The organism is Rathayibacter sp. AY1F3 (genome assembly GCF_002931975.1).
In the GTDB taxonomy this organism is placed as follows: Bacteria; Actinomycetota; Actinomycetes; order Actinomycetales; family Microbacteriaceae; genus Rathayibacter.
This window is the reverse complement of sequence record NZ_PSVF01000042.1, coordinates 1-22,127: the sequence shown is the minus strand read 5'-3', so window position 1 is coordinate 22,127 and position 22,127 is coordinate 1. Positions and strand designations below refer to the sequence as shown.

The window sequence follows — 22,127 nt, the reverse complement described above, 5'->3', positions numbered from 1 at the left end:
CCACACCCCACTCCCCCAGCAGCTCCCGCTCCCGCTCCTCCCCCAGTCCGGCGCCGCGTCCCGGCACGTGCGCGGCCGCCGCGTCCCGCAGCGTCTCGGCGAGCTCGCGGCGCTCGAAGCCCGCGGCCTCCGCCCGTGCCGTCGAGCGGGCGTTCATGCCGCGCCAGTCCGGGTCCGCGATCCACAGCGGGAGCGAGCCGGGGCCCGCCCACTGGCCGACGCCGCGCTCGAGCAGCCACTCCTCCGGCACGGCGACCGGCTCGGCGGACGACCCGCCGCGCGCCGCGGCCAGGTGCTCGGCGAACGGCACGAGGGTCCCGCAGACGTTCATCACGCCCGCCACCCGCGCCTCGGCGGACGCCACCAGCCAGGCGGCGAGGTCCCGCACGTCGACCACGGACGTCGGCAGCTCGGGCGCATCCGGCACCAGCACGGGCCCGGACCGCGCGCTGAAGCGCCAGGGCCAGTAGGAGGAGCGGCTCGTCGGGTCGCCGGGGCCACCGATCAGACCGGCGCGCGCGATCAGGGACGGCGCGGATCCGGCCAGCACGGCCTGCTCGCAGGCGGCCTTCGCGGCGCCGTACGAGGTGGGGTCGTCGGAGGGAGGGAGCAGCTCGGCGTCCTCGTCCGCTCCGACGACCGCGTTCTCGGCGTAGACGCTCGTGGTCGAGACGAGGACGTAGGCGCTGCAGCGCAGGTCGCGGACGGATCGGCGGACGTGCTGCTGGGTAGAGGAGACGTCGATCACCGCGTCCCACGGCGCCGCAGCCACGGTGTCGAGAGCGTCCTCGCGGTCGCGGTCGGCCTGGACGAGGGACACCCCCGCGGGCACGGCCGTCCCGCGCGCGAGGCAGGTCACGTCGTGGCCGCGCCGCAGCGCCTCCGCCGCGAGGTGCCCGCCGAGCCAGCCCGTTCCTCCGAGGATCAGCGTTCTCATCCCCGCATGCTCGCACGGGCCCCTCCCGCGAAGCCCGCTGAGGTGCCCGAGTTGGTCCCGAGAACGCTGAAACAGCTGCATTCTCGGGCGACTCGACACGGGCGACTCAACGGAGTGGGCGCCGAGCGAGCGCCTCAGCGACAAGGGCCCCCTCCACGAGCCCCCGCACACCCGACCACCCGAGCCCGCCAGCGTCCTCTGTCCGGAATCACGCGGGCGGCTCGGGCGCTCGAGCGACTCACACGACGACGAAGGCGTCCAGGATCAGCGAGTTTCCCGTGGAGGCGGCGTTGCGCTTGCTGCCGCGGCGGATGGTGATGGTGTGCTCGCCGGCACTGAGGGTGCTGCTGGTGAACACGGTGCGGGCCGAGCGGTTCGTGGCGCTGTAGCGGTCGACGGAGGCGACGAGCACGCCGTCGATCAGGACCTCGTTGATGCCGGAGGTCGGGGTGATCCGGCTCACCCAGCTGACCTTCGTGCCCCGGAAGCGGAGGGTCGCCGAGGCCGTGGAGGTGCTGGAGTACGAGATGCTGCCGCCGCTGTCGGCGGTGCTCGAGAGCGTCGCCCAGGTGCCGACCGTCGCGATGACGGCGGCTCCGTTCTGGTACGTCCCCGCCGCCGGCAGCGTCGAGGTCGGGGTGGGCGTGGACGTGGCCGTCGGGGTCTCGGTCGGAGTGGGCGTGTCGGTGGGGGTCGGCGTGTCCGTCGGCGTCGGCGTGCTGGTCGGAGACGCCGTCGCGGTGGGGGTGGGGGTCGACGTGGAGACGGTCCCTGCGGTCACGACGAAGGCGTCCAGGATCAGCGTGGATCCGGTGGACGCCGGGTTGCGCGTCGTCCCCCGGCGGATCGTGACCGTGTGGGTGCCGGCGGCGATCGGTCCGCTCGTCCACACCGTCTGACCCGAGCGGGTCGTGGGGCTGTAGCGGTCGACGGTGGCGACGAGGACGCCGTCGAGCAGCACCTCGTTGATGCCGGAGGTCGCCGTCATCCGGCTCACCCAGCTGACGCCCGTGCCCGAGAAGCGGAAGCTCGCGGACGCTCCGGCCGAGCTGGAGTAGCTGATGCTCCCGCCGCTGTCGGCGGAGGAGGAGATGGTGCTCCAGGTGCCCGCCGTCGTGATGAGCGGCGAGGAGTTCTGGTACGTGCCCTCGCCGGGGATCGACGAGGCGGGCTCGTCGGGCAGCGGAACGACCGGCTGCTCCGCGAGCCAGCGGTCGAACGTGTCGAGCATGTCCTTGTTCGTCAGGCTCGGCACGTTGTGGCCGTTCGGAGCGCCGTCGGTCGGCGTGTAGAGGACCACAGCCTCCTTCGCGACGGGCTTCGCGAGCGCGACCCAGGCCCCTCCGTGCACGGCGATCGGGACGAGGACGTCCTCCGTCGAGCCGGTCGTGCGGATCCGCGCCCCCGCCCACGAGGCCTGCGGCAGCAGCGCGGGGTCGGTCGCCGGGATCGTCGAGGGGTCGTTGTCGTAGTCCGGCAGGACGCGCCCCGGGTCGCGGCGGGCCATGTCGGCCATGTCGTAGACGCCGGCCGCGTGGTACGCGCCGCGGATCTCGGGGACCAGCTTGTTGCCGTACGCCCAGCAGAGCAGCGCGCCGCCGCCGGAGTTCGAGCGGAGGAAGCTCGCGCCGATCCGCCACGTCTTCTGGAACCAGGCGACCGCGTCCACCTGCATGGCGACGGCCCGCTTGTTCGTGTAGATGCTGCCGCCGTAGTTGGGGCAGATCGAGATGACGCCCTTGTCGACGGCCTGGTCGGCGCTGTACTGGTAGGCGCCGGACAGGGCCGCGTAGGTGCTCCCGTTGGCGTGGTAGTACCAGTAGACGACCCGGCCGATCCGCTGCGAGGGGACCGCGGTGTGCGGGACGAAGAGCCGCGCGCGGTCGGTGCCGATCATCACGTCGATGATCTGGTACGGCTTCTTCCCCACGCGCGAGATCGCCGTGTCGCCGCGCCCGAGCTCGTTGGGCAGCGGCGGGATCACGCTGTAGTCGGGCGCCGCGGACGCGGTCATCGCGTAGGCGAAGGCGGATCCGACGCCGAGGGCGGCTCCGGTGAGGACGAGACGGCGGCTGTGGCGCGCAGGAGAGGACATGGGATCCCGATGTGGAGAGGGCTGCTCGGTCGGCGGAGCCTGACCGGAAGGTGTGAGGGGGGGTGCTGCGGTCCGGATCGGACCACCGTGGAGGGGGCGCGGTGCGGTCCTTCGGGGGACCGTGCGGGCGGGCAGGCGCGAGTGCATCCTCCCGCGTCCGCCGCGCGACCACCAGACCCGCTTCAGGGACACCCGCGGCGGCGCTCCCACCTCGCTTCGAGCGGCGGAGGGACGCGAGAAGGTCCTGGTGAGAGCGCTATCTCGCGCCACTGCTCTGGAGATGCCCGCCACGGGAGCGGAACCGCATCGTCCCGGTGGCGGGACACCGGGGCGGCACGGGGCCGGCACGGATCCAGGCCGCGTTGCGCCCGGCGCGAGGGCCATGCGCACGTCAACACTCTCGCGTGAGACCCCCGGATGGGTCGCGTTATCTGAGCGCGACCTGATCGCTGGTTCAGCGCCTGCTCTCCCCCCTCTGAGTGCCGACCGGATCGAGGGTCCGTCGTCCGCCGCCCACGTCCCGTCTCAGGGGGACAGGGCGCCTCCGAGCCGCGACCTATCGTGATCCCGCTCCATCCGGAAGGCCCGGCGAGGCGCCCCGGGGGGAGGTCGATCCGTGTCGAACGCGCATGCCCGGCCGAGCCACGACCGCTCGATCGCCCTCGGCCTCGTCCTGCTCCTGCTCGCCGCCGTCCTCGTGGTCCTGCCGGCGACGAGGGCCGCGGCGGCCACGGTCCTCCTTCAAGAGGGCTTCGGCGGCACCAGCGTCGCGGACCCGGCGTGGCAGGCGCTCGACGGCGCCTGCATCACGGCGGCGACCACTGCTCCGCCGACCGGCTCCTCGAATCTCGGCGTCTGCGCCAACCGGACTCAGGCCCCCGCCGCCGCGACGAGTCCGGGCTTCCTGCAGCTCACCGACGCCCGGAACAACGCCAAGGGCGGCGCGGTCTTCAACCGGCCGATCCCCGCGATGGGCGGCATCGACGTCCAGTTCGACCAGTACCAGTACAGCTCCGCCCTCGGCCTCCTCGGAGCAGACGGCATCGGCTTCTTCCTCACGGACGGCTCGAAGTCCCTGACGGCGGCCGGAGCCCCTGGCGGCTCGCTCGGCTACGGCCAGTCCGCGACCGTCGAAGGTGTGAACGGCGGCTATCTCGGCATCGGCATCGACGCCTACGGGAACTTCTCGGCCAGACCTCCCACGCAGAGCACGACACCCAACGCCCCGCCCACCTACGGACTCGGATTCGGGTGCCCCTCCGGCTCAGGCCAGGGCCAGGTCGCGAATCAGATCGTCGCCCGCGGTGCAGGCCAGGGCCAGACCGGCTACTGCTTCCTGCAGGCCGCGCCGCCGCCGACGCTCACCTCCGTCCGCACCCCGATCACCGTCTCGTCGGGCAATCCGCCCGCGAGCTACGGCAGGACCGTGCGGATCACCGTGTCCGCCACGGCCTCCCCCGTCGTCACGGTCTACTGGGGCACCTCGGCGGGAATGGCCGCCTCCGCGCTGACGCAGCTGATGCAGTTCACGATGCCGACCGCAGCGCCCTCGACCTACAAGCTCGGCTTCACGGCGTCCACCGGTGGATCGAACGACACCCACCTCGTCCGCAACGTCTCCGTCTCGTCCATCAACACTCTCGACGACATCACTCTGGTCAAGCAGATCGACCGCACCACCACGCAGCCCGTCGCCTACGCCGAGGGATCCGTCATCCCCTACCAGTTCGTCGTCACGAACGGGTCTATCCGGGGCACGCTCACCGGCATCGTCGTCACGGACCCGAAGGCCGCGAGCATCTCCTGTCCGACGACGACCCTGCTCCCGCTCGCCTCCACCATCTGCACGGGATCCCATACGGTCACGGCCGCCGAAGCGGTGGCCGGCTCGTTCGTCAACACGGCGACCGCTGCAGCGACGAAGACGGAGACGATCTCGAACGTCGTGACGACGACCCCCGTCACCAGCAAGACCGCCACCGTCACCGCCCCCATCGCCACCCCGGCTCCCGCTCTGACCCTCGCCAAGACCGCCCTGCTCACCGACACGAACGGCAACGCCCAGGCCGACGCCGGAGAGCAGATCCGCTACTCCTTCCTCGCCCTCAACTCCGGCAACGTCACACTGCAGACGGTCGCCGTCGCCGACCCGAAGGTCACCGGCATCACGCCCGCCTCGACGCAGCTCGCCCCCGGAGCGAGCGCCACCTTCATGTCGGCGCCGTACACGGTCCTTCAGACCGACATCGACAAGAACACGTCGCTCGTCAACACGGCGACCGTCTCCGGCCGCACCCTGGCCGCCACGCCCGTGACGGTCACCGCGACCTCCACGGCCACCACGCCGATCCGCTACGCGCCCTCGATCTCGCTGACGAAGAACGGCACGATCCCGACCGGCGCCGCCGTGGGCTCGACCGTCTCCTACAGCTTCACCGCCACCAACACCGGCAACACCGGACTGAGCGCCGTCGCGGTCACCGACCCCAAGAGCGGGCTCTCCGCGCTCGCCTACTCCTGGCCGGGGACCGCCGGGCGCCTCGAGATCGGCCAGTCGGTCACCGCGACCGCCTCGTACACGCTCACGCAGGCCGACGTCGACGCGGGCCAGGTCCTCAACACCGCGACCGTGACCGGCACCCCTCCGACGGGCGCCGCCGTTACGGCCACCGCCTCGCGGACGGTGACGATCGCCCGCACGAACGACCTCGCGCTCACCAAGACCGCGAACCCCGCCTTCATCAGCGCCGCCGGCACCGTGGTGACCTACACCTTCCGCGCGTCCAACACCGGCACCACCACCCTCACCGCGGTCGCGATCAGCGACCCCAAGAGCGGGCTCTCCGCTCTCACCTACTCCTGGCCGGGCACTTCCGGACGACTGCTGCCCGGCCAGGTCGTCACCGCGACCGCCGCCTACACGACCACCGCCGCCGACGTCACCGCCGGCACGATCGTCAACACCGCCACGGCGACGGCGACCGGCCCGACCGGCGTGGCGTTCACCCGCACGGCCTCGGTGAGCATCTCGGTGATCCCCGATCCGGCGGCCGACGCCGCGACGGTCGTGCAGGGCGGATCGGTCGTGATCGACGTGCTCGCGAACGACGGGCCCGCCGCGACCGGAGCGACCTTCTCGCGCGCGCAGCTCTCGGCGACCCCGAAGGCGATCGGAGGCGCGGCGACCCCCGCCCCCGCCACTCCCGTGCAGGGGTCCGTCTCCTGCGTCGCGAGCGGAGCGACCCGCGGCCAGTGCACCTACCGCCCGATCGCCGCCTTCGTCGGCACCGACGTCTTCGACTACTCGCTCTCGGGCCAGTACGGCACCTGGAACGTGCGGGTCACGGTCACCGTCACCGCGCTCAACCGCGCGCCGGTCGCCCGACCCGACCGCGTGGTCGCGACCACCGGCGGCCCCGCCGTCACCGTCGCTCCGCTCGCGAACGACACCGACGAGGACGCGGGCACGACCCTCGCCCTGGTCGGCACGAGCGTCCCGGCCGGGCTGCGCGGCACCTTCTCCTGCTCCGGATCCACGTGCACCTACACGCCCGCGGCCGACGGCTGGACCGGGAGCGCGACGATCGCGTACACGGTCACGGACGGCGCGCTCACGGCGGGCAGCACGATCACGGTCTGGGTCGATCCCGCTCCCCTCGTCCGGCGCGGCTTCTCCGGCACCGGCAGCACGAGCGGAGCGGTCGGGCTCGGCGCCTGGACCAGCTCCTCCGTGGTCGCCACGCCCGTCGCGAGCTGCACGGCCGGTCGGCCGAGCACCCTCGTGAGCTGGTCGGCCGCCGCCGGAGCGACCGGCTGGACCCTCGAGCGCCGCCTCGCGGGGACGACGCCCGGCCCCTGGACCGTGATCGCGGCGCCCGCCGCCTCCGCGACGAGCTTCACCGACGACCGCGTCGGTGAGGGCCGCAGCTACCAGTGGCGGGTCCGCCCGGATCTGCAGCGCTGGCTCGGAGTCGCGTCCGCCGCCTCGACCGCCGTCGCCCAGCCGGCCGTCACCACCGCCGGAGGCTGCTGATGCCTCCCCGCCGACACCCCTCTCGTCCTGCACGTGTCCTCGTGAGGGAGACCACGCCCGCACCGGGCACCACCCACCAGAAAGGAACGGTCGCCATGACCACCACAGCACCCACCCGTCGCAGCCCCTGGAAGAAGATCGCCCTCACCGGCGGCGTCCTCCTCGCCGCGGGAGCCCTCGCCGGCGCCGGCGCCTTCGCCGTGTTCACCGACTCCGGGACCGCCGTCGGCACCGCGGACGCCGGACAGCTCGACATCAACCTCGACGGCACCTTCATCGTGACGGACATCGCGCCCGGAGACACCATCCAGCGCCCGGTGACGATCGTCCTGCCGAACGCCACCAACGACGGCGACCTCGTCTCGTCGGTGCGCTTCTCGCAGGCCGTCACCAACGACGTCGTGGGATCCGACACCACCGACCAGAACCGTGTCGGCCAGTCTCTCGTCTCCGGCCCGAACGGCCTCGACTACCGCCTGCTGACCTGCTCCACCGCCTGGACGACCGCCCCCACCACGACTCCGGCGGGCCCGTACTCCTGCAGCGGGACCACCACGGTCACCGGATCCGGCAAGCTGTCGTCCATCGGCGGCCAGGCCGGCGCGGTCGACTTCACCCCGGCGAACTTCGGCATCACCCCCACCACGACCGGGACCTTCCCCTCGGACGCCGGTGATGTGACGCTGAACACGCTGATCGAGCTCGTCCTGCCGACGGCGGCCGACAACGCGTACGAGAACGCCTCCGCCACGGTCACCTTCACCGCCGCCGCGATCCAGCGCGCCGGCATCCAGAAGTAGACCGTCCCCCACCGCCTCCGCCCTGCCCGGCCGCCACCGGCGCGGGGCGGAGGCATCCCCCTTTCCTCCCGGAGTCGTCCCCATGCCCCACGCCCGTGCGCTCGTCGCCGCCCTCGCGGCGGTGCTCCTCGCGCCCGCGGCGAGCGCCGAGCCCGTCGGCGTGCTCGACGTGCGCGAGCTCTCGGCGCCCGGATCCCTCACCGACCTCGCTCCGGGCGACCGCGCCGAGTGGGCGGTCGAGGTGACCAGCACCGGCCTGTCGCCACAGGGGGTCTCCGTGGCCTTCGCGGTCGACGGAGGCACGCTGGCGCAGGACCCGCGCGACGGCCTCCAGCTGTCCGTCGAGCTCTGCGACTCGGCGTTCACCGTCGCCGAGGTCGTCGACGGGGAGCGCACGGTCGAGCGCTACCTCTGCCCGGAGGACGCGATGCCGCTCGGATCCGGGCCCGCGGCGACGCTCGGCCGGCTCGACGGCGTGCGTCCGCTCGAGCGCGGGGCCACCGTGGGCGTGCGCGTCCGCGTCCTGTTTCCGGAGTCGGCCGGCAACGGGACCGAGCTCGCGGCGGCGTCGCTGCGGGTGCTCGTGGGCACGACGGAGGAGGATCCCTCCGCGACGCCCGGCCCCGGCTCCTTCCCCGGAGCGGCGGGCGGCGGGCTGGCCGTCACCGGCCGCGATCTGGGCGCTGCGCTCCTGGGCGGGATACTCGCCCTCGGCTCGGGCGCCCTGCTCGCCGCGGCGGCGCGCCGTCGTCACCGGAGGGAGCAGGCGTGAAGGCCCTCCGCGCTCTCCTCGGCGGCCTGGTCACGATCGTGGCCGTCGCCGGCATCGCCGTCTTCGTCCTCTCCGCGCTCGGTCTCGTGCGGCTCGTGCCGGTGCTGTCGAACTCGATGGCGCCCGGGATGCCCGTCGGCTCCCTCGCCGTCACCCTGCCCGTCGACCAGGCCGCGATCCGCGCCGGCGACGTGATCGTCTTCACCGACCCGGACGATCCGGGCCGCCGCGTCATCCACCGCGTCACCCTCGTCTACTCCGAGGAGGAGGCTGCGGCCCTCCGCGGCCGCGAGCCCGGCCAGCTGGCGCTCACCACCAAGGGCGACAACAACGAGTCGGCCGACCCGTGGATCGTGACGATCGCGGACGAGCGGATCTGGCGCGAGAGCTCGGTGGTGCCGCTGCTGGGCTGGCCGAGCATCGGCCTCGCCCGCCCGGAGGCGCGGTTCGCGCTTTCCGCCGCGGGCGGCGCGGTCATCGTGGGCGCGCTCCTGATCGCCATCTGGCGCCGCCCCGCGGAGGTCGCCCCATGAGCGGCGCCCACCGCTCGTCGGACGGCACGCCGCCCCCGGAGCCCCTGCGTCCGCCCGCTGAGCACGGACGGCACAGCGCCCGGCCGTCCTCCCGCGACCGCGGAGCCCCGCGCCACTCCCCCGAGGTCCGCCGCCGCGTGGTCTCCCGCGCCGGCCTGGCGGGACTCGTCGCCGGCGCGCTCGTCCTCGGCGCCGCCGCCACCGCCACCGCCGTGCTCCTGGACCGGGGCTCCGTGAGCGCGCGGGTCGCCTCCGGCACCGTCATCGCGACGTTCACCGGCACCGGAGCGACGACCGTGCCGGTCCCCGTCGCGGGCCTCGTCCCCGGTGGCACGGCCCGGCGCCTCCTCGACCTGACGAACGCCGGGACCCTGCCGATGTCGGCCCTCCAGCTGCAGACGGCCACCGGCACCGACCTCTCGGACGGCCTGCAGCTCGCGATCGAGCGCTGCTCGCAGTCCTGGTCGGCCGACGCCGCCACCTGCCCCGGCACCGTCACCACCGTGTCGTCCGACCGCCCCGCCGCCTCCCGCCTCGACCTGCCCGGCTCCCCCGCCCTCGCCGTCGGAGCGACCGACCACCTCCGCTTGACCGTGCGCCTCTCGGAGTCCGCGCCGTCCGCCGCGCAGAGCACCTCCGCGACCCTCACCGTCACCGTCGTCGGCGTGCAGCGTCCGGGCCGCCAGCTGTAGGCGCGGCGGGCCCACGCCTCGGCGGCACCACCGCCGCGCCGTCCACGCTCGCGTCAGCGCTGAGGCGCCCTAGACGGTCGTCGACACGCCGGAGCGGGCGACCGTCTCGGGCGACTGAGTGGGGCCGCGGAGTACTCAGTGGTGCGGCGCTACTCGCGCAGGGCCGCCACGGCGTCGTGGAAGCTCGGCACGTCGGAGAGCACGCCCTCGGGGCCCAGCACCGTCCAGGTCGTGCCCGTGCGGATCAGGACGCCCAGCTCCTCGGCGGGCCGGCGGCGGGTGCGGCGCAGCTCGAGCACGAAGACTCCGGGACGCGCCTCTCTGATCTCGGGAGTGCGCCGGTCGGGCAGCATCACGAGTCCTCCCCGAGGGTCAGCGGTAGACGCTCCACTCCTTCTTCACGATCCGGCGCTCCTCGCCGTCGACCGCGACGATCCACTCGCCGTCCTTCTTGGCCACGACCCGCCCGCGCAGGTACTGCGGCTCCCAGCCGTCGGCCTTGTTGACCCACTTCACGAACCGCGCGAACCGCCCCGGTGCCACGTCGTCTCTGGACATCTCTCGACTCCCCTCGTCGTCACCGGCACGTCCATCGACCTCCGTCAGGAGTGCACCTCGCCCAGCGCGAGGGGGACCTCTCCTGTGAGGTCTCGAAGCCGGTTCACCGACGGTAGAACGCGCTCCTCACGACGGACGAGACCGTTGACTGATCGACGATCGTCTGGCAGTGGGGTCAGGATGCGGCAGCGGAATCAGGAGTCGAACAGCACGTGCGGCCGTCCGGTGTCGACGATCACGCGGGCGCGCACCCCGTAGACGTCCGCGATCAGCGCCGGGGTGAGCACCTCCTCCGGGGTGCCGCCCGCGACCACGCGCCCCTCGCGCAGCACCAGCAGCGCGTCGCAGAACAGGGCCGCGAGGTTGAGGTCGTGCAGCGCGACGACCGTGGTCACCGGCAGCGCCCGCACCAGGGCCAGCAGCTCCAGCTGATGGCGGATGTCGAGGTGGTTGGTCGGCTCGTCCAGCAGCAGCTCGCGCGGCTCCTGCGCGAGCGCCCGGGCGATGTGCGCGCGCTGCCGCTCGCCGCCCGAGAGGGTGTGCCAGAGGTGGTCGGCCTTCGCCTCGAGACCCACCTGCTCGAGGGCGCGATCGATCGCGCGCAGGTCCTCTGCCGTGTCTCCGCCCAGGAGGGAGCGGTGCGGGGTGCGCCCCAGCCGGACGACGTCGCGGACGGGGAGGTCCGCCTCCGTCTCGGCCTGCTGCGTCACCGTGGCCACGGCCCGGGCGACCTCGCGGCGGCGGAGCGAGCGGAGCGGCGCGCCGTCGAGGGTGACGACGCCGGCGTCCGGAGCCGCGGTGCCCTGCAGCAGCCGCAGCAGCGACGACTTGCCCGAGCCGTTGGGCCCGAGCAGTCCCACTGTCGAGCCGGGAACGGGGCGGAGCGAGACGCCGTCGACCACCAGGCGGCCGCCCCGGCGCCACGTGACCCGGTCGGCCTCGAGCGTCACGAGCGGCCCCTCCGCCGCAGGAGCAGCAGCATGAACACCGGCACGCCGACGAGTGCCGTGCCGACCCCCACCGGCAGGGGAGTCGGCGCGAACGCCACCCGCGACCCGGCGTCGACCCACACCAGGAACACCGCGCCGAGCAGGATCGTCGCCGGGATCACCCGCGAGTGCCGCTGCCCGAACACGAGTCGCGCGGCGTGCGGCAGCACCAGCCCCACGAAGCCGATCGCGCCGGCGATGCTCACCAGGGTCGCCGTCAGCAGGGCCGTCACCACCAGCAGGAGGAGGCGGGTGCGGCCCACGTGCACGCCGAGCGACGCGGCCACGTCCTCCCCGAAGGCGAACGCGTCGAGCGTGCGCGCCGCGGCGAGGCAGACCACGGAGCCGAGCAGCACGACTCCTCCGCTCAGCGCCACGTCGTCCCAGCGCATGCCCTCGAGGGAGCCGAGCAGCCAGAACATCACGCCGCGCGTCTCGTCCGAGTCGGCGAGAGCGAACACGATCAGCGAGGTCAGCGCCGAGAACAGCTGCGTGCTCGCCACCCCCGCCAGGATCACGCCCGAGGTGCCGCCCGCTGAGAACCGCGTGAGCAGCAGCACGAAGCCGAAGGCGACCAGCGCGCCGACGAAGGCGCCTCCGGAGAGCCCGACCACTCCTCCGCCGACCCCGAGCACGCCGACGAGCACCGCGCCCGTGGACGCTCCGGAGGAGACGCCCAGCACGAACGGGTCGGCGAGCGGATTGCGCAGCAGCGACTGCAGGATCACTCCGCACACGCCGAGCCCCGCCCCGCAGGCCGCGGCCACGAGTGCGCGCGGGAGGCGCTCCTGCCAGACGATCGCGTCCTCGGCCGCACGCACCGGGACGGAGGCGAGCCCGAGGTGGTTGAGGAGGATGTCGCGGACGTTCACGAGCGAGACGTCGGCCGGGCCGAGCGTCACCGCGACGCCGACCGAGAGCGCCAGCGCGAGCAGCCCGCCGACGACCAGCGCGGCGGCGGCAAGGCCCCGCGGCACCCGGCGGACGAGGACCGCGCCCGTGCCCGTGCCCGTGTGCGTGCTCAGAGCGAGGCCCCGTTCTCGTCCCACCAGGCGCGGATCTTCTCGAGCCCGTCGACGAAGCGGATCGACGGGTTCATCTCGGCGCCGTGGAGCGCGATGAAGCGGCCGTCCTGCACCGCGGGCAGGCTGCTGGTCAGCGGGTCGGAGCGGAGGAACGCGGTCTTGTCGTCGAGGCGGTCACCGGGGAAGCGGTCGCGCTGCAGGTCGCCGAGGACCAGGACGTCCGGGTCGGCCGCGACGACGCTCTCCCAGCCGACGGCGGGCCAGTCCTCCGTGCGGTCGGCGAAGACGTTGGTCATGCCGGTCGTGGTGCCGAGCAGCGAGGCGAAGTTGTAGCCGCCGGCCATGTAGGGCGTCTTGGTGTCGGCGAACCAGAAGGCGACGCTCCGGCCGCCGAGGTCGACCCCCTCGGTGGCGGCGGCGGCGCGCTCCTGCAGCTGCGCGACCAGGGCGTCGCCGCGCTGCTGCACGTCGAAGACCTCGGCCAGCTCGTGGATCTCCTGGTAGAGGACGTCGACGGTCAGCGGGACGGTGCGCGTGCCGCTCCCGCCGTTGACGCTCGCCCCGTTGTCGCAGTCGGAGGGGGCGAGGTAGGAGCCGATCCCCGTCTCGGCGAGGCGGTCGCGCGAGGCGACGCCCTCGGGCGCGTAGTGGCGGCCGAAGGAAGCGGTGACGAAGTCCGGGTCGGCGCTGAGCAGCACCTCGTAGGTGGGGGCGTTATCGGCCAGGCGCGGCACGCTCTCGTTCGCGGAGGCGAGGGTCTCGAGCACGGGGTCGGTCCAGGAGGCCGTGCCGACCATCCGGTCCTCGAGGCCGAGGGACAGCAGGATCTCGGTCGAGTTCTGGTCGAGGGAGACGACCCGCTGCGGAGGGGCGGTGACGGTGGTCGCGGTGCCGCAGTTGTCCAGCATGAGCGGGTACGAAGTCGTGCCCTCCCCCGCGGCGGCCATGCTCTCGGGCTCGATCTGCTCGGAGGCGCCGCAGCCGGTGAGGGCGAGCAGGGTCAGGGCGGCGAGGGCGAGGGCGGCGGGGCGCCGTCGATGCGTGGACATGGATCTCCCGTGGTTCGTGGGCGTCGGTCGTCGGCCCGGTTCGTGGGCCTTGTTCGTGGGTCCGGTTCGCCGGCAGGGCTCGTCGGCCCGGTCCGTCGGCGGGCGGCACCCGCGTCTCGGCGCGGAGCCCGGGTAAGCATAGCCTTACCTCACCTAAGCCCATCCATCCGCGCCAGTCGATCCGCGCCACCCGCCTTCGATCCACCCTCGGTCCCGCCCGCCGGCGACTCCGCAGAAGTCGCCGTGGTCGCGCGCGAGAACGGCGACCTCCGAGTTCTCGATGCACTCAGAAGGCCCGGAACAGCCGAGTAAGCGGACACCTGTCGCGCACCTCGCCTCCGCAGCCCCCAACCAGGTGGACAGCACCCCGGACACGGTTCCCCTGGGGGCGGGAGAGCGCGATCCTGGACACCGACGCTCGACGGCGCCCGCCCCACCGCCCGCCGACCGTCACGGAAGGAACCCGTTGCCCCGCCACTCCGCCCGCACCGCCCCCTCAGGCCGGTCCGCGCTGGTGCGCAAGGCCGATGCGTCCGGCTACCGGCCCGAGATCGAGGGACTGCGCGCCGTCGCGTCCCTCCTGGTCGCGACGTTCCACATCTGGCTGGGCCGCGTCTCCGGAGGCGTCGACGTCTTCTTCGTGATCGCCGGGTTCCTCACCACCCTGACCCTCCTCGGCCAGATCCGCCGGTTCGGGCGCGTGCGTCCGATCGCCTTCCTCCGGAGGCTCGCCTCGCGGCTCTTCCCGGCGGCCGCGGTGGTGCTGGTCGTCGTCGCGGCGCTCGCTCCGCTCCTCCTGCGCCCCTCGCAGCTGCTGCAGACCTTCACCGAGGTGCTCGCCTCGACCTTCTACGTCGAGAACGTCGCGCTCGCGCGGGCCGGAGTGGACTACCTCGCGCAGGACGACTTCCACTCGCCGGTGCAGAACTTCTGGGCGATGTCGGTGCAGGGGCAGTTCTACCTGGTCTGGCTCGCCCTGGTGCTCGTCGCGACCCTCGCCGCCGTGCTGCTGCGGCGACGCGCGCAGCTGCCGCGGTTCCTGCTGGCGCTCGTCGCGGCGCTCACCGTCCTCTCGTTCGCGTTCTCCGTCGTGCTGGTCGGGATCGACCAGCCGACCGCGTACTACAGCACCCTCGCCCGCTCATGGGAGTTCGGGCTCGGCTCGCTCGCGGCCCTCGTACTCCCGGGACTGGCGATCCCGGCGGCCCTGCGGACGGTCGCCGGGTGGCTGGGGCTGATCGGAGTCGTCTCCTGCGGATTCGTGCTCCAGGTCTCGAGCGCGTTCCCCGGCATCGCCGCGCTCTGGCCGACCCTCTCGGCGGTGCTCGTGCTCGTCGCCGGGACCGGCCCCGCCCCGGAGCGCGGAGTCGGCCGACTGCTGGCCCTGCGCCCGCTCGTGTGGCTGGGCGGCCTGAGCTACGGGATCTACCTCTGGCACTGGCCGCTCCTGGTCTTCTGGCGCGAGAGCAGCGGCGAGGACCCGACCGCTCCGGCGGGCCTGGGCGTCATCGCCGCCGCGATCCTCCTGGCCGCCATTTCGAAGCGCTTCCTCGAGGACCCCCTCCACCGCCGCGCCCCCGCCGAGCGCCCGCACCGCCTCCGCGCGCTCGCCCCGGCGGCCCTGCTGGCCGTCGCCGCCCTGGTCGGAGCGACGGGCCTCACCGGAACGAACGCCGCGATCGCCGCCGACCTCACCCGCGCGCACGCCCTCCCCGTCTCGACCGAGGGCTGCGTCGGAGCCGCGGCGCTCGCGAACGCCTGCCCCGACTCCTGGACCACGAGCCTGCCCGCCGTCGACGCCTCGGAGGACGGCTCCGCGCTGAACACCGACGAGTGCAGCACGGGCAACTCCGGCACCGCGCTCAAGGAGTGCCGCTTCGGCGATCCCGCCGGCCTTCGTGTGCTGCTCATCGGCAACTCGCATGCGGCGTCCTTCTTCCCGGCGCTGCGCGGCGTCGCGGAGGAGCGCGGCTGGGACCTGCACACCTACTACAAGACGGGCTGCGTCTTCTCGACCGCGGAGCGGCGCGACGACTCCGCCTCCTCCCGGCGCTCCTGCGACGTCTGGAACGAGAAGCTGCAGGAGGAGCTCGCGGGCCAGGAGCCGTACGCGCTCGTCGTCACCGCCTACTCCGCGAAGAAGTCCGTGTTCGTCGACGCGTCCGGCACCCCCGACGAGCAGGCCGGCATCGACGGGTTCCACGAGTCGTGGGCGCCGCTGATCGCCCGCGGATCCACGGTGGTCGCGATCCGCGACAATCCGGTGCTGCCCTCGCTCTCCCTGCTGGCCTGCGCCGAGGAGCCGGGCTCCGCGGCCGACTGCAGCGTGCCGCTCGACGAGGCCTTCGCCGACCGCGAGCTGATGGCCGCCGCCGCCGAGGACTGGCCGGGCGCCGCCGCCGTCGACCTCACCCGCTGGTTCTGCGACGACCGCGGCTGCCCCCTCGTGATCGGCGGAGTGAAGGTGTACCGCGACCTCGGGCACCTCACCGAGTCGTACGCCCGGACCCTGGCGCCCTACCTCGGCGAGGCGCTGGACCCGCTGGTCGGCTGAGGGCCCTCGCGCTCGCCTCCGGACGCATGCAAGACTGTTTATACGAACAGGGGATCGGAGGAGCCGATGGGCCACTCTCACGGCGTTCCGGCCGGCTCCGCCGCCGCGCGGCACCGGCGTCCGCTCGTGGCCGCCTTCGTCCTGACCGCGGCGTTCATGGTCGTCGAGTTCGCGGTCGGAGTCGCGACGGGCTCGCTCGCGCTGCTCTCGGACGCCGCGCACATGGGCACCGACGTGCTGGCGCTCGGGATGTCGATCGCCGCGATCTCGCTCGCCGCCCGCCCCGCCGCGAAGGGCCGCACCTACGGCTCCTACCGCCTCGAAGTGCTGGCCGCCCTCGCCAACGGCCTGCTGCTGTTCGCGGTCGCCGCGTTCGTGATCGTCGAGGCCGTCCGCCGCTTCGCCGAGCCGCCCGCGGTGCCCGGCGGCCCCCTCCTGATCACCGCCGTCGTGGGCCTGGCGGTCAACCTCGTGAGCCTGCGCCTGCTGTCGGCCGGGGCGAAGGAGAGCATCACCCTCCGCGGAGCCTCCCTCGAGGTGCTCGGCGACGCGCTCGGCTCGATCGGCGTGATCGTGGCGGCGATCGTGCTGCTCACCACCGGCTGGGCGTGGGCGGATCCGATCGTCGGCGTGCTGATCGGGCTGCTGATCCTTCCCCGCACCTGGTCGCTGACGCGGCAGGCGCTGGGGATCCTCATGGAGTCGGCGCCCGCGCACGTCGACCTCGCGGCACTCGAGCGCGACGTCTGCGCCGTCCCCGGCGTGCTCGCGCTGCACGACCTGCACGTGTGGACGATCACCTCGGGCATGGAGAGCGCCACCGGCCACGTGGTCGTCGCCCCCGACGCCGACTACCGCACCGCGCTCTCGCGGGTGCTCGCCGTGCTCCGCGAGCGCCACGGCATCGACCACGCGACCATCCAGTGCGAGCCCGAGGCCTTCCCGGAGACGACGCACCGCGTCTGAGCGCCGGGGTGTCGCGGCGCGCGGCCGCACGCCTCCGCATGCCCACGACCCTCCAGGACTCGTCGCACTCGGCGCCGACTGCGACGACTCCTGGCTTCTCGCCGACGCGGGCCCCGCGCGCCCCTGAGCACCTTCCGATTGTTGACGTGAACATGTACAGTCGGCCGTCAGGGCGCGTTCACGTGAACATGCCCGCATTTCGATGGCGAAAGAGAGACCGCATCAATGTCGATGTCCTTCAGAAGGGTCGCCGCGCTCGCCACGAGCGCCGCCCTGGCCACAGGAGCACTGCTGGCGATCCCCGCCGCAGCGGCCCCCGCTCAGGCCGCGGACGCGTTCCGCATCACGCCGAACCCCGCCGCCGCCGGTGAGGCGTTCGAGGGCTGGGGCACCAGCCTCGTCTGGTTCGCGAACGCGACCGGCGATTATCCCGAGGCCCTCCGCGAGGACCTCTACCAGAAGGTCTTCGGCGACAGCGGCCTCGACCTCAACATCGCCCGCTACAACATCGGCGGCGGCAACGCCTCCGATGTGAAGGACTACCTCCGCCCGGGCGGCGCCGTCGAGGGCTGGTGGAAGCCGAACCCGGCCGGCGACGCGTCGACCTACGGCGGCACCTCCACGAAGCTCGCCGACCGCGACGCGCTCCTGGCGAAGTGGAACGCGGACGACCCCGCCTCCTACGACTGGACCGCCGACGAGACGCAGCGCTGGTGGGTCGAGAGGCTCGCCGAGGAGAAGCAGATCTCGCACTGGGAGGCGTTCTCCAACTCCGCCCCGTACTTCATGACCGAGAGCGGCTACGTCTCGGGCGGCTTCGACGCGAACAGCGAGCAGCTGAAGCCCGCCGCCGAGGAGCAGTTCGCGAAGTACCTCGTGAAGGTCACCGAGCACATGGAGGACGAGTACGGTATCGAGTTCGACACGCTCGACCCCTTCAACGAGCCGAACACGAACTATTGGGGCACGCAGCTCTCCAACGGCGTCCCGACCGGCGGACGGCAGGAGGGCATGCACGTCGGACCGACGCGCCAGGCGGGTCTGATCCCCGACGTCGCCGCCGCGCTGGACGCCTCGACCACCGACGCCGGCATCGCCGCGATGGACGAGACCAACCCCGACATCTTCGCCACGAACTGGGCCGCCTACTCCGCCGCGATCCGCGCCGAGGTCGACCGGATGAACGTCCACACCTACGGCACCTCGGGCCGCCTGAAGGTCCGCGACCTCGCGAAGCAGGCCGACACCGACCTGTGGATGAGCGAGATCGAGGGCAACTGGGTCTCCGGCTTCGACCCCACCAACATGGAGAACGGCCTCGGCATCGCCGGCCGCATCAACGACGACCTGCGCGAGCTCGAGCCGAAGGCGTGGGTGCTCTGGCAGCCCGTCGAGGACTACTACAACATGCAGCAGCCCAAGCCCAAGGGCGAGAACCTCAACTGGGGCTCCGTCTACATCGACCTGGACTGCAAGCCGTACCAGGAGAACGGGACCGAGGTCTGGAAGTCGGTCCGCCGCGTCGCCGACGCCGGTGGCGACTCCACCAAGGCCCCGGTCTGCGGCGTCGAGACGAACTCGAAGTTCAACACCATCCGGAACTTCACCAAGTTCATCCACGAGGGCGACCACCTGATGCCCTCCAACGACAGCTCCTCCACCGCCGCCGTCCGCGGCGACGGCTCGGGCGCGACCGTCGTGCACACCAACAGCACCGCGACCGAGAAGACCGTCGTGCTCGACCTCTCCCGCTTCGGCACCATCGCCGACACCGCGACGGTCACCCCGTACGTCACCACGAAGGCCTCCTCGGCAGCCGCTCCCACGAGCAACGCCCTGGTCGCCAAGACGCCGGTGAGCGTCGACCGCATCTCGCGCACCGCCACGATCACCGTGCCCGCCAAGTCGGTCACGAGCTTCTCGATCGACGGAGTCTCGGGAGTCGCCGACTCCGCCCCCGCCCTGCGCGACGGCCACCGCTACCAGCTGGTCGGCACCCAGAGCGGCAAGGCCCTGACCGGCAACCCGTCGGGCGCCGCGACCACGATCACCGGCCTCGCCACCGACTCCGCCACGGCCGCCAAGCAGACCTGGACGGTCCGCGAGGTCGCCGCCGGCGAGCGCGAGGCCACTCGCCGTGTCGTCCTCGTCAACGGCGACGGACGCGTGCTCGGAGCCACGACCGCCGGCACCGACCTGCGCTCGCTGTCCGTCGACGCGGCGAAGACGACCGCCGCGACCCGCTGGATCGTCAACACCACCGATGGCACGAACTTCTCGCTCGTCAACGAGTCGATCGCCCAGTCGCTCGACGTGAACGGCGGCTCCAGTGCCGACAACGCGTCGGTCGGCGTCTACACCTCCAACGGAGGAGCGAACCAGTCGTGGTCCCTCCGCGACCTCGCGCCGACCGCCGGCCAGACGATCGCCGTCCGCACCACCGCGGGCGTCGCTCCGACCCTGCCCGCGAGCATCACCCCGCAGTACTCCTGGGGAGCCGGCGCACCGCTCGCCGTCACCTGGCAGCGCCCCGCCGACTCGGCGTACGGCGCGACCGGCCGCGTCGAGGTGCCCGGCACCGCGACCGACCTCTACGGCCAGACGATCACGGTCACCGCGCTCGTCGACGTCGGCGGACTGACCGCGACCGACCCCGTGTCGGTCACGGCCGCCGCGGGCGCCTCGGTCGCCGGAGTGAAGGCCTCGGCCCCGACGACGGTCCCCGCCCGCGTGGGCGCCTCGGCCAGCACCTTCCCGGTGCCGGTCGTCTGGGACTGGACGCCGCTCACCACCGCCTCCCTCGCCCGGGCCGGGCAGGTGACGGTCTCGGGAACGGCGACCGCCGACGGCGCGACGCTCCCCGCCACGCTCACGGTGCTCGTCACCACGGGCACGCTCCGCAACTTCAACCCGGACGCCGGCATCGTCGCGACCGCGTCGTCGTCGGAGTCGGGCTACGGACCGGAGCGCACCCGCAACGGCGTCGACGGCGACAAGGGCTGGTCGAACTGGACCAACGGCACCAAGGCCGCGCAGAGCTCGCTGACCTACACCTTCCCCTCGACCCACCAGGTCGAGAAGGTGTCGGTGCAGTTCCTCGCCGACGGCGGCACCAGCTGGGCGCAGACCTACCAGCTGCAGTACCAGGCCGCCGACAGCACGACCTGGACCGCGGTCCCCGGCTACGAGTCGGCCGTGGCCCTCGCGTCGCCGGCCGGCGGAACGGCTCCGACCCTGGTCGCGTCGTTCGCGCCCGTCACGGCCAAGGCCTTCCGCGTCGTGATGAACGCCTACGACAACACGCACCTGATCGTGGCCGAGACCAAGCTCTACGAGTCGGTCGCCTCGCCCGCCGCGGTCGCCACCCTGGGCGCCCTGCGCGTCGGAGGAGCCGGCATCGCCGGGTTCGACCCGGCCCGCACCTCCTACGCGGTCACCGTCGAGGGCACGGCGATGCCGGTGATCGGAGCAGTGGCGACCGACTCGGCGGCCACCGTGCGGATCACCCAGCCGACGACGGCGAACGGCGGAGTCGCGACCATCGCGGTCCGCGCGGCCGACGGCTCCGTCACCTCGACCACGACGGTGACGGTGACCCTGAAGGCGCCCGCCGCCCTCGCGGTCGCGGTCACGGCGACCACCCGCTGCATCGCCGGCAAGGTGACGCTCACCGTCGCGGCGAAGAACGAGTCCGGCGTGCCGGTCTCGATGACCATCGCGACGCCCTCCGGGTCGAAGCAGGTCACCGGAGTCGCGCCCGGCGCGAGCGGCAGCGCCGCGTTCACCACGCGCGCGGCCTCGGTGCCGGCCGGCCAGGCCACCGTCACCGCGACGGGCACGGTCGACGGTGAGCAGGTCACCTCGGTGGCGACGGGAGCGTACGCGGCCCGCAGCTGCTGACGCCCCCTCCGACACGGACCGCCTCCGCCCCTCCGGGGACGGGGGCGGTCCGTCGTTCATCGGGAGCGGCGCTGCGGGGGCGGCACGTCGCGGGATCCCGATGCGCCCGCGGCGCGGGCTACTCGATCAGCATGGATCCGTGCCGGTCGGGCAGCCGCACACCCCCGCGCCGGTGGAGCGACCGCGCACCCCTATGCCGGTCGACCGGCCGCGGCACGCGGAGTACCGAGACCCCGCTCAGTGCCCCGCGGCCGCCTCGTCGCGGGTGCGCAGGCGCGAGACGCCCATCACGACGGCCGCGATGACCAGACCCAGCACGAGGCCGAAGATCATCGAGACGAAGGTGTCGGCCAGCCAGACGACGACGGGGCCCGCGCCCTCGACCGCGTGGGTGACGACGTGCACGAGGTCGTACGGACCGTGCCACACCGTCTCGGCGAGGTTCGCGACGACGAGGTGCCCGCCGACCCAGAGCATGGCGAGCGTCCCGATGATGCTGATCGCGCGGAACACGACCGGCATCGACGCGACGATCCTCGCCCCGGTGCGCCGCACGCCGCGGGCCGCGTTCTTCATCAGGCGCAGGCCCACGTCGTCGATCTTCACGAGCAGCGCGACGGCGCCGTAGACGAGCACGGTCATCCCGAGCCCGACGACCAGGAGCGCGCCGAGCGTGGGCCAGATCCCGAAGTCGGGGTCGAGGCCGTCGAGCGCGATCAGCATGATCTCGGTGCTCAGGATGAGGTCGGTGCGGATGGCGCCGAAGACGAGCTTCTTCTCGTCGCGCGCCTCCGTCTCGTGGCCGCCGTGCGAGACGCCGAACCACTCGAGCACCTTCTCCGCCCCCTCGAAGCAGAGGAAGGCGCCGCCGAGGATGAGCAGGTACGGCAGCACCTGCGGCGCGAACGCCGAGAGCAGCAGCGCCAGCGGGATGATGATGACGAACTTGTTGAACAGGCTCCCCAGCGCGATCCGCCCGACCACCGGCAGCTCCCGCGCGGGCGTGAGGCCCTGCACGTACTGCGGGGTGACGGCCGCGTCGTCGATCACGACGCCCGCCGTCTTGGCGCTCGCCTTCAGGGCGGCGGTGAGGATGTCATCGACAACCGCGAGCAGGCCGACCGACATGTGCGTCTCCTTGGAGGTCCGGGGTGAGAGGGCTCACAGTATCGCGAGCTCCGCGGTCGAGCGGGCACGGGGAGGGGCGTGGGTGCGGCGGAGGGG

The 22,127-nt window shown here is 73.1% G+C and carries 16 protein-coding genes; 8 read left to right on the top strand and 8 right to left on the bottom strand.

What is annotated here, in order from left to right:
* Positions 1-937, bottom strand: a 937-nt coding sequence (locus C5C39_RS16080; protein ID WP_104353863.1) for an NAD-dependent epimerase/dehydratase family protein, incomplete at its 3' end; no start/stop codon positions are given.
* 238 nt (positions 938-1,175) lie between these two features.
* Entirely contained in the window at positions 1,176-3,032 is a 1,857-nt protein-coding gene (locus C5C39_RS17660) for a hypothetical protein (protein ID WP_181136415.1), read from the bottom strand.
* Positions 3,033-3,648: 616 nt separating this feature from the next.
* On the opposite strand from C5C39_RS17660, the gene C5C39_RS16070 reads away from it, so the two are divergent.
* From C5C39_RS16070 to C5C39_RS17330, 5 genes are all read left to right on the top strand, one after another.
* A complete protein-coding gene (locus C5C39_RS16070) occupies positions 3,649-7,065 on the top strand; it encodes an Ig-like domain-containing protein (RefSeq protein WP_104353862.1) in 3,417 nt (1,138 codons plus the stop codon).
* A gap of 95 nt (positions 7,066-7,160) precedes the next feature.
* Positions 7,161-7,865, top strand: coding sequence for a TasA family protein (locus C5C39_RS16065; RefSeq protein WP_104353861.1), 705 nt, complete (start codon positions 7,161-7,163; stop codon positions 7,863-7,865).
* 82 nt (positions 7,866-7,947) lie between these two features.
* Positions 7,948-8,637, top strand: coding sequence for a hypothetical protein (locus tag C5C39_RS16060; protein ID WP_104353860.1), 690 nt, complete (start codon positions 7,948-7,950; stop codon positions 8,635-8,637).
* Positions 8,634-9,170: a signal peptidase I gene (locus C5C39_RS16055; RefSeq protein ID WP_104353859.1), complete on the top strand. Its 537-nt coding sequence runs from the start codon at positions 8,634-8,636 to the stop codon at positions 9,168-9,170. The genes C5C39_RS16060 and C5C39_RS16055 overlap by 4 nt, the downstream gene beginning before the upstream one ends.
* Positions 9,167-9,862, top strand: a complete 696-nt coding sequence (locus C5C39_RS17330) for a peptidase (RefSeq protein ID WP_146083966.1) — start codon at positions 9,167-9,169, stop codon at positions 9,860-9,862. Before C5C39_RS16055 ends, C5C39_RS17330 begins: the two co-directional genes overlap by 4 nt.
* Positions 9,863-10,011: 149 nt before the next feature.
* Here the strand turns inward: C5C39_RS17330 and C5C39_RS16045 are convergent, their stop codons facing one another.
* From C5C39_RS16045 to C5C39_RS16025, 5 genes are all read right to left on the bottom strand, one after another.
* A complete protein-coding gene (locus tag C5C39_RS16045) occupies positions 10,012-10,218 on the bottom strand; it encodes a hypothetical protein (RefSeq protein WP_104256374.1) in 207 nt (68 codons plus the stop codon).
* A gap of 16 nt (positions 10,219-10,234) precedes the next feature.
* Positions 10,235-10,420 carry a hypothetical protein gene (locus tag C5C39_RS16040; protein ID WP_104223398.1) on the bottom strand — a complete coding sequence of 62 codons (186 nt, stop codon included), beginning with the start codon at positions 10,418-10,420 and terminating at the stop codon, positions 10,235-10,237.
* Between the two features lie 194 nt (positions 10,421-10,614).
* Positions 10,615-11,370 (bottom strand): ABC transporter ATP-binding protein, encoded by a 756-nt coding sequence (locus tag C5C39_RS16035; RefSeq protein ID WP_104353858.1) that lies wholly within the window; start codon positions 11,368-11,370, stop codon positions 10,615-10,617.
* On the bottom strand, positions 11,367-12,458 hold the full coding sequence (locus C5C39_RS16030) for a FecCD family ABC transporter permease (protein ID WP_374953713.1): 1,092 nt from the start codon (positions 12,456-12,458) through the stop codon (positions 11,367-11,369). The genes C5C39_RS16035 and C5C39_RS16030 overlap by 4 nt, the downstream gene beginning before the upstream one ends.
* Positions 12,431-13,483 (bottom strand): ABC transporter substrate-binding protein, encoded by a 1,053-nt coding sequence (locus C5C39_RS16025; RefSeq protein ID WP_104353857.1) that lies wholly within the window; start codon positions 13,481-13,483, stop codon positions 12,431-12,433. Before C5C39_RS16025 ends, C5C39_RS16030 begins: the two co-directional genes overlap by 28 nt.
* Before the next feature lie 466 nt (positions 13,484-13,949).
* Here C5C39_RS16025 and C5C39_RS16020 point away from each other — a divergent pair, with 466 nt between their 5' ends.
* The 3 genes from C5C39_RS16020 (at position 13,950) to C5C39_RS16010 (ending at position 20,903) form a co-directional block, all read left to right on the top strand.
* On the top strand, positions 13,950-16,037 hold the full coding sequence (locus C5C39_RS16020) for an acyltransferase family protein (protein ID WP_181136414.1): 2,088 nt from the start codon (positions 13,950-13,952) through the stop codon (positions 16,035-16,037).
* 66 nt (positions 16,038-16,103) lie between these two features.
* On the top strand, positions 16,104-17,003 hold the full coding sequence (locus C5C39_RS16015; protein ID WP_104226358.1) for a cation diffusion facilitator family transporter: 900 nt from the start codon (positions 16,104-16,106) through the stop codon (positions 17,001-17,003).
* 231 nt (positions 17,004-17,234) lie between these two features.
* The gene (locus C5C39_RS16010) at positions 17,235-20,903 is read left to right on the top strand and encodes a glycoside hydrolase (protein ID WP_146083965.1); all 3,669 of its coding nucleotides are present in this window, start codon (positions 17,235-17,237) and stop codon (positions 20,901-20,903) included.
* A gap of 237 nt (positions 20,904-21,140) precedes the next feature.
* Here C5C39_RS16010 and C5C39_RS16005 read toward each other — a convergent pair whose 3' ends face one another.
* Positions 21,141-22,031, bottom strand: coding sequence for a DUF808 domain-containing protein (locus C5C39_RS16005; RefSeq protein ID WP_104223404.1), 891 nt, complete (start codon positions 22,029-22,031; stop codon positions 21,141-21,143).
* Positions 22,032-22,127 lie beyond the last annotated feature (96 nt).